Below are 14,908 nucleotides of genomic sequence, written 5' to 3'. Positions count from 1 at the left end.
TAACTTTCCGGGGTTTTGTAGGATCCAACGGAAATCTCGGTATCGCCTGCCGTCTGTGCCGGCAGGGCGGTTGACGCCGCTTACTGAACCTGAGACTGGAGGTCCACTTAAAAACGAACCGGCGGAGTTTGCGTGATGCTGCGGTTGTTTCTTTCTGTCTTGCGGCTGGCGGCGGCATGTATCTGGATCGTGGCATCCGGCAGTGCGATGGCCGACGAGGGCACGACCTATCCCATCGTCATCAAGCATGCGCTGGGCACGACGGTGATTCCGAAAAAGCCTGAGCGCGTCGCCACGGTCGCCTGGGCCAATCACGAGGTGCCCCTGGCGCTCGGCGTCGTGCCGGTCGGTTTCGCCGCCGCCAATTTTGGCGATGACGACGGCGACGGGCTGCTGCCCTGGGTCGCCGACAGGCTGAACGAGCTGCACGCCGAAAAACCGGTGCTGTTCGACGAGGGCGACGGCATCGATTTCGAGGCGGTTGCGGCCACGCAGCCGGATGTCATCCTGGCCGCCTATTCCGGCCTCAGCCAGGCCGACTACGATACACTGAGCCAGATCGCACCGGTCATCGCCTATCCGCAGGCGCCCTGGGCGACCGACTGGCGCGAGACGATCCGCCTCGACAGCGCCGGCCTCGGCATGGCCGCCGAGGGCGAGGCGCTCATCCGCCAGATCGAGGCTGAGATCGCCGAAACCGTCGCCGGCCATCCCGAGCTTCACGGCAAGACGGCGATGTTCATCACCCATCTCAACGCTACGGATCTGAGCGTCGTCAATTTCTACACGACCAACGACACACGGGTGAAATTCTTCGCCGACCTTGGACTGACCTCGCCGAAAAGCGTCGTCGCCGCTTCCTTGCCGGGGAAATTCTCCGGCTCGATCAGCGCCGAGCGCGTCGATGACTTCGACGATGTCGATATTCTCGTCACCTATGGCGACCGCAAGCTGTTGGATGCCCTGGCCGCCAATCCGCTGACTGCCCGGATGCCGGCCGTTGCCCGGGGCGCGCTGGTGACGCTCGGCCGCAACCCCGTCGGGACGGCGGCCAATCCGACGCCGCTTTCGATCTCGTGGGTGCTCAAGGATTACGTGGCTCTGCTTGCCGGAGCGGCCGGGAAATCCAGATGATGGCCGACAGCCTGCCGACGCCCCGGCGCTGGTCGGCCGCCGGGCGCTCGAACCGCAATCGCGGCCTGTTCCTGGCAGGCCTGCTCCTCGTTCTTGGCCTGCTCTCGGCGCTTTCGGTCGGGGTCGGCACGCGCGACGTCGCGCTGGCGGATGTGGTCGCCGGGCTTGGCGGGCGGCTGGACAGCATCGGCCAGGCGGCCGTGGCGGTGCGCATTCCGCGCACGGCGCTGGCATTGCTGGCCGGCGCCGCACTCGGGCTGGCCGGCGCGATCATGCAGGGCGTGACGCGCAATCCGCTGGCCGATCCCGGCATTCTCGGCGTCAACATGGGCGCGTCGCTCGCCGTCGTCGTCGGGGTGGCCTGGTTCGATATCGCCTCGGCGCAGGCCTATATCTGGACGGCGATCCTCGGGGCGGGCGGTGCAGCCGTCTTCGTCTACGTCATCGGCTCGCTGGGACGCGGCGGGGCGACGCCGCTGAAGCTGGCGCTGGCTGGGGCTGCGACCTCCGTCGCCTTTTCCTCGATGGTGATCGCCGTGGTGCTGCCGCGCAACGACATCGCCGGCGGCATCCGCTCCTGGCAGATCGGCGGCGTCGGCGGCGCCACCTTCGAGCGCATCCTGCCGGTGCTGCCTTTCCTGGCGGCAGGCTTCGCCATCGGCCTTCTTTCCGCGCGCAAGCTGAACTCCCTGGCGCTTGGCGATGAGCTGGCGGCCGGGCTCGGCGAGCGTGTGGCGCTCGCCCGTGCCGTTGCGTCCCTCGGCGCGATCCTGCTGTGCGGGGCGACGACGGCGGTCTGTGGGCCGATCGGTTTTCTCGGGCTGGTCGTGCCGCATCTGAGCCGCCTGCTGGTCGGCGTCGATCATCGCTGGCTGCTGCCGTTTTCGGCCATCGGCGGCGCCTGCCTGTTGCTGGCAGCCGATATCGTCGGGCGCATCGTCGCCCGGCCGGCCGAACTCGATGTCGGCATTGTCACCGCCTTTATCGGTGCGCCGTTCTTCATCTGGATCGTCCGCCACCAGCGGGTGCGCGAATTATGACGACGGCGTCTTCTACCCTCGACCGGATTGTCGACGGCCGGCAGCGGCGCAAGAGCCGATGGCTATTCGTCATCGCCGTGCTGCTGGTTCTCGCCGCCGCGATCTTCGCCCTGACGCTGGTGCTCGGCCAGTCCTTCACGCCGCCGGGAGACATCCTGCGGATGCTGCTCGGCGAAACCGTGCCGGGAACGAGCTTCACCGTCGGCCAGCTTCGCCTGCCGCGGGCAGTGCTGGCGGTGCTGGCGGGCCTCAGCTTCGGCATGGGCGGCGTCGCCTTCCAGATCATGCTGCGCAATCCGCTCGCCAGCCCCGATATCATCGGCATCAGCTCCGGTGCGAGCGTGGCCGCCGTCTTCGCCATCGTCGTCTTGTCGATGAAGGGCCCTGCGGTCTCCGTGGTTGCGGTGGTTGCCGGCCTCGGCGTCGCGCTGATGGTCTACGGCCTGTCCTTCCGCAACGGCGTTGCCGGAACGCGGCTCATCCTCGTCGGAATCGGCGTTTCGGCGATGCTGGAAAGCTTCATCGCCTATATCCTCTCGCAGGCGCCGGCCTGGAACCTGCAGGAGGCGATGCGCTGGCTGACCGGCAGCCTCAACGGCGCCCAGCTTGGTCAATCCCTGCCGCTGCTCGTGGCGCTTGCCCTGTTCGGCGGGCTGCTTCTGCATAAAGCGCGCGATCTCGACGCGCTGCGGCTCGGCGACGACATGGCGGCGGCGCTCGGGGTTCGCGTCGGGCAGACCCGCGTCGTTGTCATGATCGCGGCGGTCGGGATGATCGCATCGGCGACGGCGGCGACCGGGCCGATCGCCTTCGTCGCCTTCCTCTCCGGCCCGATCGCCGCCCGCATTGTCGGCAACAGCGGATCGCTGCTCCTTCCCTCGGCGCTGGTCGGGGCGGTGCTGGTGCTGGCGGGCGATTATGCCGGCCAGTTCCTGCTGCCGAGCCGCTATCCGGTCGGCGTCGTCACCGGCGCGCTGGGCGCGCCCTACCTGATTTTCCTGATCATACGCGTCAACCGCAGTGGAGGCTCGTTATGACCGCCCATTCCTTGAGCGTAAGCCGGCTTTCGGCCGGCTACAGCGATGCCGATATCCTGCAGGGGCTCGACCTCGCCGTGCCGCCTGGCCGCATCACAGTCATCGTCGGCGCCAATGCCTGCGGCAAGTCCACGTTGCTGCGGGCCATGTCGCGGCTGCTGTCGCCGCATAAGGGAGAGGTTCTGCTCGACGGCAAGTCGATCCATCGCATGGCCCCAAAAGAATTGGCGCGCACGCTTGGCCTGCTGCCGCAATCGCCCATCGCGCCGGAAGGCATCACCGTCGCCGATCTCGTCGGCCGCGGACGGCACCCGCACCAGGGGCTGTTTTCGCGCTGGACCAGCCAAGACGACGAGGCGGTGGCCGATGCTCTGATGGCGACGCGGATCGTGGATCTCGCCGAACGGCCTGTGGACGAGCTGTCCGGCGGCCAGCGCCAGCGGGTGTGGATTGCCATGGCGCTCGCCCAGCAGACCGATATCCTGTTGCTGGACGAGCCGACGACCTTTCTCGACATCAGCCATCAGGTCGAGGTTCTCGATCTTCTCACCGACCTCAACCATGCGCGCGGCACCACCGTCGTCATGGTGCTGCACGACCTCAATCTCGCGGCGCGCTACGCCGATCATCTCGTGGCGATGACGCAAGGCCGTATCCATGTGTCCGGCCGGCCGGAAGAGGTGTTGACGCAGGAGACCGTGCGCCAGGTTTTCGGCCTCGAAAGCCGTATCGTCATCGACCCCACCTCGGGCCGGCCGATCATGCTGCCCATCGGCCGGCACCGGATGGCAGACAATTCGCAAATCAAGGAGATGCAGCCATGAACGCAACGCAATCGTTCAAACTGTCGGGCGTGGCGCTGGCCAGCGATGCGGCAAAAATGCTCGATGAGATCTGCGAGCATTTCGTCGAGCACGCAGAGGTCCGGCGCGAGGGTAATCTTGCACTGCTGACGGGCAGGATCGGAACGGCAAGCATCCGCATCGAGGACCAGGCGCTGCGGATCGAGCTGGAGGCCGGTTCCGAAAAGGCGCTCGATATGAGCCGCACCAGCATTGCCGAGCATATGTTCTATTTCGCCGGCGATGATCCGCTCGAATTGACCTGGTCCGAATCGGCCCTTCGCCCGGTCCTGCCGAACCTGCATCCGGTGACGGTCGTCTCGGCGGAGGACATCACGCCGCATATGCGGCGGGTGAAATTCGCCTGCGGCGATGTCTCACCCTTCGTCGGCGGCGACATGCATGTGCGCCTTGTCGTGCCGCCAAAGGGCAGGGCGCCGGTCTGGCCGGGCCTGCGCGCCGATGGCCGTGTCGACTGGCCACAGGGCGAGGACGAGCTTTTGGTGCGAGTCTATACGATCCGCGCCGTCGATGCGCAGCGCGGCGAGCTGTGGGTGGATTTCCTGCAGCATCCGACCCCCGGCGTCAAAACCCCCGGCGCGGATTTCGCCCGGGATGCGCAACCAGGCGATATCGCCGCTCTGCTCGGCCCCGGCGGCGGTAGCCTTCCGGTCGCCGGCTCCATCTTGCTGACCGGTGACGAAAGCGCGCTGCCCGCCATCGCCCGCATCGCCGCCGAAGTGCCGGCCGGCACCCGCATCCAGGCCATCGTCGAAGTGCAGGACGCGGCCGAGGAACAGGCGCTGCCCTCCGCCGGTACGCTGGACATCCGCTGGCTGCATCGGGAAACCTATCCCGCCGGGGCGAAAGGCATTCTCGCCGAGGCGACGAAAGCAGCAATCGCCACCATGGATGCCGATACCTTCGTCTGGTTCGCCGGCGAAAAGGACGACGCCCGCCCGATCCGCGCCCTGCTGAAAAGCCGCAGGCATGATCGCGACAGGATGTATGTCGCCTGGTATTGGGAGCGGATTTCGGCCTGATCGGGCGCATTTCCGGCGAATATGGATTTGCCGGAAATGCTCTTTGTTTTTATCGCATTGTCCGACGCCGGGGGCGCATCCGATCATTCTCCGCCTGATGAGGCGAGGGGAGGATTTGCGAGGAGCATCCCAAAATTCTACGGGAAATGGGGACACTTTTCTGCGACGTGCTGCTAGGTTGACCGGCGTGATGGATCAGTCTTCGATCCTCAAATGCGTAGGGTGGTTGCGATGCATAAGAACCGGATTGTCTATCTCAACGGCGAATACCTGCCGGAAGCCGAGGCCAAGGCCTCGATCTTCGACCGCGGCTTCGTCTTCGCCGACGCGGTCTACGAGGTCACCTCGGTCGTGGACGGCAAGCTCCTGGATTTCGACGGCCATGTCGCACGGTTGGAGCGGTCACTTGGGGAACTCGCCATCCGCAACCCGCTCACGCGTGAAGCTTTACTCGATATCCACCGCGAACTGGTAGCGCGCAACGAGATCGCCGAAGGCCTGGTCTACCTGCAGATCTCGCGCGGTAATCCGGGCGACCGCGATTTCCTCTTTCCAGCCGAGGACGTGCCGCCGACCGTCGTGCTCTTCACCCAGTCGGTGTCTAATCTGGTGGAAGCGCCGAAGGCGTTGACCGGCATCAAGGTCATCTCGATCCCGGACCTGCGCTGGGCGCGCCGCGACATCAAGACGGTGCAACTGCTTTATCCCTCCATGGCAAAGATGATGGCCAGGCAGGCCGGCGCCGATGACGGCTGGTTCGTGCAGGACGGTTTCGTGACCGAGGGCACGGCCAACAATGCCTATATCGTTAAGGACGGCCAGATCATCACCCGCGCCCTGTCCAACGACATTCTGCACGGCATCACCCGCGCCGCCTTGCTGCTTTATGCCCGCGAGGCGCAGATCAAGGTGGTCGAGCGGAATTTCACCGTCGAGGAGGCGAAGGCCGCCGACGAGGCCTTCATCACCGGCGCCTCGACCTTCGTCATGCCGGTCGTCGAGATCGACGGTGGCAAGATCGGCGGCGGGGCGCCCGGTCCCGTCGCCCGCCGTCTGCGCGAGCTTTACATCCAGGAAGCGCGCAAGGGCGCGGTCTGAGCGAATGACATAAAAATCTGGGACAGTTGCGGTCCCGGCCTGTCGCAGGGTTGCATTCGCCGGGAATATGGAGACCTTGTCGTGGAGCGTGGACAGCGTCCACGCCATGCATCGATTGCAAATGCCGGAAAAGGCTCAAACCCGAAATGCTGCGCCCCGGCCCGGCCGATCGGGCAATGACCACAGGGGAACCCTATGAAAATGAAGATCGCACTTGCCGCATCCAGCATCCTTCTCGGCGCAATCCTGGCCATGGCGCCTGCCCAGGCCGAGGAAAAGCTGAAGCTGCGCATCGCGACCGAGGGCGCCTACCCGCCCTTCAACGCCGTCGATACCGCCGGACAACTGGTCGGATTCGACGTCGATATCGCCAAAGCCCTCTGCGAGGAGATGAAGGCCGATTGCGAACTGGTCGCCCAGGATTGGGACGGCATCATTCCCGGCCTTCTCGCCAAGAAATACGACGTCATCATCGCCTCGATGTTCATCACCGAGGAGCGCAAGCAGAAGGTCGCCTTCACCAAGCCCTACTACAAGGCGGCCATGACCTATGTGATGAAGAAGGGCGGCGACGCCTCCGTGCTCGACAAGCCCGACCTCGGCGGGAAATCGGTCGGCGTGCAGGCCGGCACGACGCAGGCGACCTTTGCCGAGGCCATGCATCCGCAAGCCGACCTCAAGCAATATCCGTCGCAGGACGAAGTCAATCTCGATCTGGCAGGCGGTCGCCTCGACATGCAGATCGGCGATCTCGTGCCGATGCTGGAATGGACGCAGAAGACCAAGGACGGCGAATGCTGCGAACTGGTTGGCAAGCCGATCACCGATCCGAAATTCGTCGGGGAAGGCGTGGGCATGGCCGTGCGCCAGGAGGACAATGCGCTTCGTGAGAAGCTGAACGCGGCGCTGGACGCCATCGTCGCCAACAATGTCTACAAGACGATCAACGACAAGTATTTCTCGCTCGACATCTTCCATCTCGAATGATGTCTTGCGGATCGCCCGGTTCGTGCCGGGCGATCCCTGCTCTATCCCTCATCCTGACAAGATTTCCATGACAACAGACACACTCGTCCTCGGCGCCGGCATCGTGGGCGTCAGCGCCGCCCTTCACTTGCAGGAACGCGGCCAGTCGGTCGCCATCATCGACCGGTCGGCGCCGGGCGAGGGCGCGAGCTTCGGCAATGCTGGTCTGCTCGAACGCAGCAGCGTCATTCCCTACGCTATCCCCCGGGATCTGCGCACGCTCCTGAATTTCGCTACCAACCGCGCCGCCGCCGTGCATTACGATCCCGCCTTCCTGCCGCGCATCGCCCCGTGGCTGATAGGTTACTGGAAGGCCTCGCATCCCGACCGCCTGCGGACGATCGCGCGGGAATTGCTGCCGCTCATCGAAGCCTGCCTGGACGAACACGACCGGCTGGTGCAGGCCGCCGGCCTTTCCCATCTCGTGCGCCGTGAAGGCTGGGTCGAGATCGTTCGCAGCGAGGCTGGCCTGGCCGAGGCCGGACAGCGCTCGCAAGACCTGCGCCGCGACTTCGGGCTGGCATCGGACGTTTTGGACGGGGCTGCGCTTTCGCGGCTCGAACCCTCGCTGAAGGCCGCCGCCATCGGCGGCATCCACTGGCGCGACCCCTTTACGGTCACCGACCCCTCGGCGCTGACCAAGGGCTATGCGGCGTATTTCGAGAGCAAGGGCGGCACGATCTACTGCGAGACCATCCGGAGCCTGACGCGGCAGGCCAACGGCTGGCGCGTCACAACCGATCGCGGCCAGCATGAGGCGGCGAATGTCGTCGTGGCGCTTGGCGCCCATTCCGGCGCGTTGCTCGCCGCGCAAGGATATAACGTGCCGCTGGTCGGCAAGCGCGGCTATCACCTGCATTTCCGGCCGGAGGCCGGGGCGATGCTGAACCATGCGGTTCTCGACGAGGAGGTCGGCTATGTGCTCGCGCCGATGGCGGCCGGCATCCGCCTGACCACCGGCGTCGAACTGGCCGCGCCGACCGCTCCCGTCAACCGCATCCAGATGGACCGAGCCGAACGCCGCGCCCACGAGATATTCCCACTGGGAAATCCGGTCGAGGAAAAGCCCTGGCTCGGCCTGCGCCCGGCCACCCCGGACATGAAGCCGGTCATTGGCCCGGCGCCCAACCACAGGGGTCTCTGGTTCGCCTTCGGCCACGCCCATCATGGCCTGACCCTCGGTCCCGCCACCGGCCGTCTGCTGGCCGAAATGATGACCGGCGAAAAACCCTTCGCCGATCCCACGCCCTTCGACATCCGGCGGTTGATGTAGCGATTTTTCCATCCGGAAACGCGTCGGCGGCGTAACCGCGCCTCAATCCCCAGGGTTGGGGCGGGTCATGAAGGCGCGGGCGTCGTCTGTCATGCGCCTTCTGGAGGCGGGGTCGATGTAGAACATGTGGCCGCCGCGATAGGTACGCAGTTCCGTCCGCCCTTCGGCCAGCGCCGGCGGAAGATGGTCCAGCACGAAGCGGCTCGTACCGTAAGGGGTCAGCGCGTCGCTGTAGCCGTGATAGACCGCGAGACGGAAACGGGGAATGGTCGAAAGCAGGTCGCGCAGATTGCCGGCGGCGCTGGCATTGGCGCGGCCGTCACCGCCGCGGCCATCGTTCCATTCCCAACGGCGGTTGACGTCGGTATTGAGCAGGGAATAGGTCACGTCGGTGCGAAAACCGAGTTCGTCACGGGCATAGGCGGCGAAGGCGGGGCCGTAGGCGCGGGTGAAGCCGTCGAGGATCGGGTCGTCGTTGCGATTCATGATCGATTCCGGATAGGCGTCCGGCGCCGAATAGGCGGCATCGTAGGCGCTGACGACGCGGTCGGCTTGGGAGCGTTTGGCATAGAGGTCGTCCAGGAAGCCGCGTCCCCGCGCGATATCCGCCTTCCCGAAACCTGTAAGATCGGCGATGCGCGTATAGAAGGCATCCGCCTGCGATCCTGACGGCGGCGGCCCCGAGAGGGCGACAAGATAATCGGTCATGGCGAAACGCTCCGTCTCCCGCAGCTTGGCCGCATCGAAAGCGCCGTTGCGTTCCATCTCACCGGCCGCGAGCGACGGAAGCTGCAAGGCGGCCGCGAGCGGATCGTTGTCCGCGCCGAACAGGAATCGGCCATCGATGAGCGGCGAAACCATCAGCACGCCGGAGACCAGCACCCCTTGCGTTTCCTTCAAGGCCGAAGCGACCTTGCCGGCGCGAAATCCGCCATAGCTTTCGCCGAGCAGGTAGGCGGGAGAGGCGAGGCGTCCATTCTTCTGGATGTAGAGCGCGATGACTTTCGCAAGGCTTTCGGCATCCTGCCGCACGCCGTAGAAACGGCCGGCGGCTTCGTCGCTGACAGCGCGGCTCCAGCCGGTTCCGACCGGATCGATCAGCACGAGATCGGTGAAGGCGAGCCAACTGTCCGGATTGTCCTTCAGGGCAGGTTGCGTCCCGTCACGCCCGTCCTTGCCGAATTCCAGCATCCTGGGGCCGACGAGGCCGAGATGCAAATAGGCCGAGGCCGCGCCCGGCCCGCCGTTGAACACGAAGGTGATCGGCCGGGCAGGGTCGCGCTTGTCGGCGACATAGGCGGTGTAGAACACCTTCGCCGTGCGATTGCCGTCCTGGCCATAGAGATCGAGCGTGCCCGCGGTCGCGGTGTAGGCGAGCGAAATCTCGGGCGTCTGCAGGCGATGTTCCGTGACGGAATCACCTGGAAGCAGGCCGAAGACGCCGGTTTCCGTCGTGCTCTGCTGCGGCTTGTCGTTTTCCTCCTGCCCGGCAAGGGCGGGTGGGACGAGCAAGGCAAGGCCGAGGAAAAGGCTTATGGCGAAACGGATGCGGGTCAATGGCGTCTCCTCTGTGCGCGGATGCGAAGTATGGGGCCGTCATGTGGAAATCCGAAGGCATCACAGCCGCGACGCGCGCGACATTGCTCTTGAAGTGTGGACGACAACCGCAATTTTTCCATCGCCGCGTTCATTCCTGTCTCGCGCAAAGTGCTCGAAACGGTGATAACGTCGTATATGGGCTTGTTTATGTCGTAATAATCCTACAAACCGGCGTCACAACGCAAAAAGGAGAGGAGAGACGATGTTTCGGCTAAAGGAGAGGCTCGGGAAGAAGTTCGAGGAAGAGGTGCAGTTCTTCAAGGGATGGCAGAAGGACAAGAAGGGTGTCGGCGCACTGATTCCGACCTCGATCCATACCGCGCGGCGCATGGCGAGCATCATCGAGCCGCAGTCGGGCTTGCCGGTGCTGGAGCTTGGCGCGGGGACCGGTGTCATCACCAAGGCCATTCTCGAAAGAGGCATCCGGCCGGACCGCCTGACCTCCGTCGAATATTCCAGGGATTTCTACGAAAGGCTGATCCGGTGCTTTCCCGGTGTCGATTTCCGTCTCGGCGATGCCTTTGCGCTCGACGAGGTGCTGGGCGAACGCCGCCTGGAACAGTTCGACTGCGTGATCAGCGCCGTGCCGATGCTGAGCTTTCCGATGGCGCGTCGCGTCGCGCTGCTCGAGGATTTGCTGGCGCGCATTCCGCCGGGGCGGCCCGTCATCCAGATCACCTACGGCCCGCTGTCGCCGGTGACCAAACTGCCCGGCCGTTACGAGGTTTCCCATTACGATTTCGTCGTGCGCAACATTCCGCCGGCGCAGCTCTGGACGTATCGGCGAACGGAGTGATGGCGGCATCTGCCGCCGAGAGCATTTCCAGCCGAAAACGTGATCGCTTCGGCGTGGGAAATGCTCTAGATCACCAGTTCGATCAGGTGGGGTAGGTCGGTGGCGAAGCTGGCGGCCAGTGCCTTGCTGCAGTCTTCCATCGTGGTGACCCGTGTCGCCTCGACCCCGAAGGCGCGGGCGAGGGCGGCCCACTGGATATCGGGATTGCCGAGATCGAGCATGCTCATCGCAGTCGGGCCGGGAACGGCGCCGACATTGCGGTATTCGCCGAGCAGGATGTTATAGCGCCGGTTGTTGAGCAGGATGGTGGTGCAGGGAAGTTTTTCACGGGCCTGAGTCCATAGCGATTGCAGCGTATAGGCGGCGGAGCCGTCGGCCTGCAGGTTGACGACTCGCCGCTTGCCGCCGCTGGCAATCGCCGCGCCGGTCGCCACCGGCAGGCCGCCACCGATGGCGCCGCCGGTGATGATCAAGTGGTCATGGGCCGGCGCCTGCGCGCCCGTCACGGTGTAACCGTTGCTGAAGGTCAGGCTTTCGTCGACGATGATGGCGTTTTCGGGAAGCAGGGCGGCAAGCGCCATGTCCAGCTTTTCGGGGGTCGGCTCGCCCTGCGGCAAGGCAATCTCTTCCCGGGAAATCGGCGCGGGTGTCGCGGGCTCCCTGTCTGCGCCCACGGCTTCGGCGAGAAGGCGCAGCGCGTTCGTGCCGTCCTGGCCGGCGCGCGAGAGCGTGTGCAGCAGCGCCTGTGGATGGCAAAGCAGCGACGGCTTGCCGGGATAGCCGAAGAAGCCGACCGGCGGCGGGCAGTTGACCAGCACCACCTGCTCGTAACCGGAAAGAGCGGCGATGGCGACATCGACGGGATAGGGCACGCGCGGCAGCGGCGGCACGCCGTGTCCGCGCGGCATGGCGGCGACCAGCGAACTGCCCATCACATCCGCGCCGGTGCGCGCTGCGATGGCATGCGCCAAGTGGATGCCATCGAGCGTGGCGGCGCTGTTGCCGACGAGGATCAGGCTGCGGCGGCCGGAGGTCAACAACCGGCGCGCGGCCTCGATGCCATGCGGGTCGAGGGGCGCGGGCGCGTTGACGGCCGCAAGGCCGGCTTCGCGGCCGCCGTCTGACCAAGAGATGTCGGCGGGCAGGATCAGCGTGGCGATCTGGCCGGGATGCTGGCGGGCGATGGCGACGGCCTGGGCAGCGTTCGCGCCGAGCAGTTGCGTGTCGCGTGGCGTGCAGACGGAGGCCGAGACGGTTGCGGCCAGCGCGGTGACATCGGCGGTAAGCGGCGAGTCGAACGGGCGATGCGCCGTCGCATGGTCGCCGACGATGTTGACGACGCCGCTTTCGGCGCGGCGCGCGTTGTGGAGATTGGCCAGCCCGTTGGACAGGCCGGGGCCGCAATGCAGCAGCGTCGCCGCCGGCCGGCGCAGCACCCGGTAATAACCGTCGGCCATGCCGGTGACCACGTTCTCCTGAAGGCCAAGCACGCAGCGCACGCCGGCAACGCGATCCAAGGCCGCGACGAAATGCATTTCGCTGGTGCCCGGATTGGCAAAGCAGGTATCGACGCCATTCGCCAGCAGGGTCCGGACCAGGCTCTCCGCTCCGTTCATCGGCTCGTTCTCCTAAATAAGATATTGATTTTAAATAATAATACCGTGTGTTGGCATCTGTCGCGAGCAACGAAACAGAAGCCTATCAAAAATAAGTTAGACGTCCATATAATTTTTCAGAATAAAAAGTTGGACGTTCAGCAAATTTATGTTAGCCCTAATTGCGGCCGCGGATGTGGCTGTCTTGAGGGAGGAGACTCATGAAAATCTTTGCATCATGCGCCGTCGGCGCATGCGTTCTCGTCGCGATGCCTGCCGCCGCCAATGAAACGGTCAGCTACGCATCCTATGGCGGCGCTTATCAGGAAGGCGTGCGCAAGGCGATCCTCGACCATTTGCCGAAGGACCACGGCATGGACGTCAAGGAATATACCCTGCAAAGCGGGATCACCGATATCCGCACCCGCGTGAAGGGCGGCGCCAACGAGATGGACGTCGTCGAACTCTATGGCGGCTATTGCAAGCAGGCCGCCGACGAGGGGCTGCTGGAAAAGCTCGACTACGACAAGATCCCCAACGCCGCCGGCATTCCCGAAAATCTGCGCACGGACTATTCGATCGGCTTCACCGCCTATTCGACGGTGCTGGCCTACAACAAGGATGTCTACAAGGACAATCCGCCGAAGAACTGGGCCGATTTCTTCGATACCAAGACGTTTCCCGGCTCGCGCGCCGTGTCCGGCTATAGCGGCCAGAGCAACCTGGAACTGGCGCTGATGGCCGACGGCGTCGCCCGCGACAAGCTCTATCCGCTCGATGTGGATCGCGCTTTCGGCAAGCTGGAGCAACTCAAGCCAGACATTTCGGTCTTCTGGGATTCCGGCGCCCAGGCGACCCAGCTTGCGACCAGCCAGGAAGTCGACATGCTCTCCATCTGGGCGGCGCGCATCGAAGCCGCCATCCGCGAGGGCGCGCCTTACGCCTATACGCTCAACGAGGGCGTGGTGGATGTCGAATGCCTGGTGGTGCCCAAGGGCTCGCCCAACCGCGAAGGCGCGATGCGGCTGATCAACCATCTGCTCGATCCCGCCTATCAGGCCAACCTGCCGGACTACATCCCCTATGGCCCGATGAACCAGGATGCGTTCAAGAAAGGTCTGATCTCGCCGGAAAAGGCCGCCAAGATCGTCACCAGCACCGACAACCTCGCCAAGCAGGTGTTCGTCAACGCCGCCTGGTGGGCGGAACATGCCACAGCGCTGCAGGAACGCTGGGACAAGTTCAAGCAGTGACATGACCCTGTCCGGACGGGCGCGGCGGGAGGCCGCGCCCGACTGGCAAGCGCAAGAATTTTGGGATGCTTGGGATGACGTCTGCAGCACCGACGGCACTGCCGGTCTATATTTCCGCACTGAGCAAATATTACGGCGCCTTCCGGGCGGTCGACGACGTGTCGTTCGAGATCGCCGCCGGCGAATTCCTGACGCTGCTCGGCCCTTCCGGCTCGGGCAAGACCACCCTTCTGATGATGCTGGCGGGGTTTGCGCGGCCCAATGCCGGCTCCGTCCGGCTCGGCGACCGCGAAGTCATCCACCTGCCGCCGCACAAACGCGATATCGGCATGGTCTTTCAGAATTACGCGTTGTTTCCGCATATGTCGGTCGGCGAAAACATCGCCTATCCGCTGAAGCTGCGCTCCGTAGGCCGGGCGGAGCGTGAGGAGCGGGTGCGCCGCGTACTCGATCTCGTCCAGCTTTCCGGTTATGCGGCGCGGCGTATCACCGAGCTTTCCGGCGGTCAGCGCCAGCGGATCGCGCTGGCCCGGGCGATCGTCTTCGAACCGCGCATCCTGTTGATGGACGAACCGCTTTCGGCGCTCGACAAGCAGTTGCGCGAGACGATGCAGATCGAAATCCGCCGTCTGCACGACCGCCTGGGCATGACCACCATTTCGGTGACGCATGACCAGCGCGAGGCGCTGACGATGTCGGATCGCATCGCGGTGTTTTCGCGCGGTCGGCTGGCGCAGGTGGCGACGCCGAGCGATCTCTATGAAAAGCCGGCAAACCGCTTCATTGCCGATTTCATCGGCGAATCGAGCTTCATTCCCGTGCGCCGGACGCCGGAGGGACTGGTCTATGGCGACCAGTTGCTGCGCCTGGCCGATGCCGGAGACGGGGCGCAGGCCGATCCGTTGTTGATGCTGCGCCCCGAGCGCCTGAGCATCGTCCGCCCGGGCCAGGTGGCGTGCGACGAAAAGCGCAATGTCTTCAGTGGGCTGGCGCAGAGCGTCGTGTTCCAGGGCGAAAGCCTGCTGATCGAGGTCCGGCTCGATCCCGGCGACGTGGTGCTGGTGCGCCAGTCGAACCGCGCGGGCGAGGCCGCCAACCGGCCGGGCGCCGGCGAGCGCGTCGATCTCGTGCTCGACCGGCCCGATGCGCGCATCGTCAGCGCGGAGGGTTGA

General features: G+C 64.9%; 13 protein-coding genes. 11 read left to right on the top strand and 2 right to left on the bottom strand.

Annotated features, from left to right (window positions below; translation table 11 throughout):
• Positions 1-135 precede the first annotated feature (135 nt).
• The 8 genes from P7F60_RS22910 (at position 136) to P7F60_RS22875 (ending at position 8,493) form a co-directional block, all read left to right on the top strand.
• Positions 136-1,134 (top strand): iron-siderophore ABC transporter substrate-binding protein, encoded by a 999-nt coding sequence (locus P7F60_RS22910; RefSeq protein ID WP_277920013.1) that lies wholly within the window; start codon positions 136-138, stop codon positions 1,132-1,134.
• Positions 1,131-2,174 carry an iron ABC transporter permease gene (locus P7F60_RS22905; RefSeq protein WP_277920012.1) on the top strand — a complete coding sequence of 348 codons (1,044 nt, stop codon included), beginning with the start codon at positions 1,131-1,133 and terminating at the stop codon, positions 2,172-2,174. Before P7F60_RS22910 ends, P7F60_RS22905 begins: the two co-directional genes overlap by 4 nt.
• The gene (locus P7F60_RS22900; protein ID WP_277920011.1) at positions 2,171-3,211 is read left to right on the top strand and encodes an iron ABC transporter permease; all 1,041 of its coding nucleotides are present in this window, start codon (positions 2,171-2,173) and stop codon (positions 3,209-3,211) included. Before P7F60_RS22905 ends, P7F60_RS22900 begins: the two co-directional genes overlap by 4 nt.
• Positions 3,208-4,035 (top strand): ABC transporter ATP-binding protein, encoded by an 828-nt coding sequence (locus P7F60_RS22895; protein WP_277920010.1) that lies wholly within the window; start codon positions 3,208-3,210, stop codon positions 4,033-4,035. Before P7F60_RS22900 ends, P7F60_RS22895 begins: the two co-directional genes overlap by 4 nt.
• A complete protein-coding gene (locus P7F60_RS22890; protein WP_277920009.1) occupies positions 4,032-5,096 on the top strand; it encodes a DUF2218 domain-containing protein in 1,065 nt (354 codons plus the stop codon). Before P7F60_RS22895 ends, P7F60_RS22890 begins: the two co-directional genes overlap by 4 nt.
• Before the next feature lie 231 nt (positions 5,097-5,327).
• Positions 5,328-6,194: a D-amino-acid transaminase gene (locus P7F60_RS22885; RefSeq protein ID WP_277920008.1), complete on the top strand. Its 867-nt coding sequence runs from the start codon at positions 5,328-5,330 to the stop codon at positions 6,192-6,194.
• 195 nt (positions 6,195-6,389) lie between these two features.
• Positions 6,390-7,181 (top strand): transporter substrate-binding domain-containing protein, encoded by a 792-nt coding sequence (locus P7F60_RS22880; RefSeq protein WP_277920007.1) that lies wholly within the window; start codon positions 6,390-6,392, stop codon positions 7,179-7,181.
• A gap of 67 nt (positions 7,182-7,248) precedes the next feature.
• The gene (locus P7F60_RS22875) at positions 7,249-8,493 is read left to right on the top strand and encodes an FAD-binding oxidoreductase (protein ID WP_277920006.1); all 1,245 of its coding nucleotides are present in this window, start codon (positions 7,249-7,251) and stop codon (positions 8,491-8,493) included.
• Positions 8,494-8,535: 42 nt separating this feature from the next.
• On the opposite strand, the gene P7F60_RS22870 is transcribed toward P7F60_RS22875, so the two are convergent.
• Positions 8,536-10,050: a carboxypeptidase gene (locus P7F60_RS22870; protein ID WP_277920005.1), complete on the bottom strand. Its 1,515-nt coding sequence runs from the start codon at positions 10,048-10,050 to the stop codon at positions 8,536-8,538.
• Positions 10,051-10,294: 244 nt separating this feature from the next.
• Between P7F60_RS22870 and pmtA the strand changes: the two genes are divergently transcribed.
• Positions 10,295-10,888 (top strand): phospholipid N-methyltransferase PmtA, encoded by a 594-nt coding sequence (gene pmtA, locus P7F60_RS22865; protein WP_277920004.1) that lies wholly within the window; start codon positions 10,295-10,297, stop codon positions 10,886-10,888.
• 65 nt (positions 10,889-10,953) lie between these two features.
• Here the strand turns inward: pmtA and P7F60_RS22860 are convergent, their stop codons facing one another.
• On the bottom strand, positions 10,954-12,504 hold the full coding sequence (locus P7F60_RS22860) for an acetolactate synthase large subunit (RefSeq protein WP_277920003.1): 1,551 nt from the start codon (positions 12,502-12,504) through the stop codon (positions 10,954-10,956).
• A gap of 200 nt (positions 12,505-12,704) precedes the next feature.
• Here P7F60_RS22860 and P7F60_RS22855 point away from each other — a divergent pair, with 200 nt between their 5' ends.
• Positions 12,705-13,736: an ABC transporter substrate-binding protein gene (locus P7F60_RS22855; RefSeq protein ID WP_277920002.1), complete on the top strand. Its 1,032-nt coding sequence runs from the start codon at positions 12,705-12,707 to the stop codon at positions 13,734-13,736.
• Positions 13,737-13,810: 74 nt separating this feature from the next.
• Positions 13,811-14,908, top strand: coding sequence for an ABC transporter ATP-binding protein (locus P7F60_RS22850; RefSeq protein WP_277920001.1), 1,098 nt, complete (start codon positions 13,811-13,813; stop codon positions 14,906-14,908).

This window comes from Rhizobium sp. YJ-22 (assembly GCF_029601685.1).
Taxonomy (GTDB): domain Bacteria; phylum Pseudomonadota; class Alphaproteobacteria; order Rhizobiales; family Rhizobiaceae; genus Metarhizobium.
The sequence above is the reverse complement of the archived record's forward strand: the minus strand, read 5'-3'. Positions and strand labels throughout refer to the sequence as shown.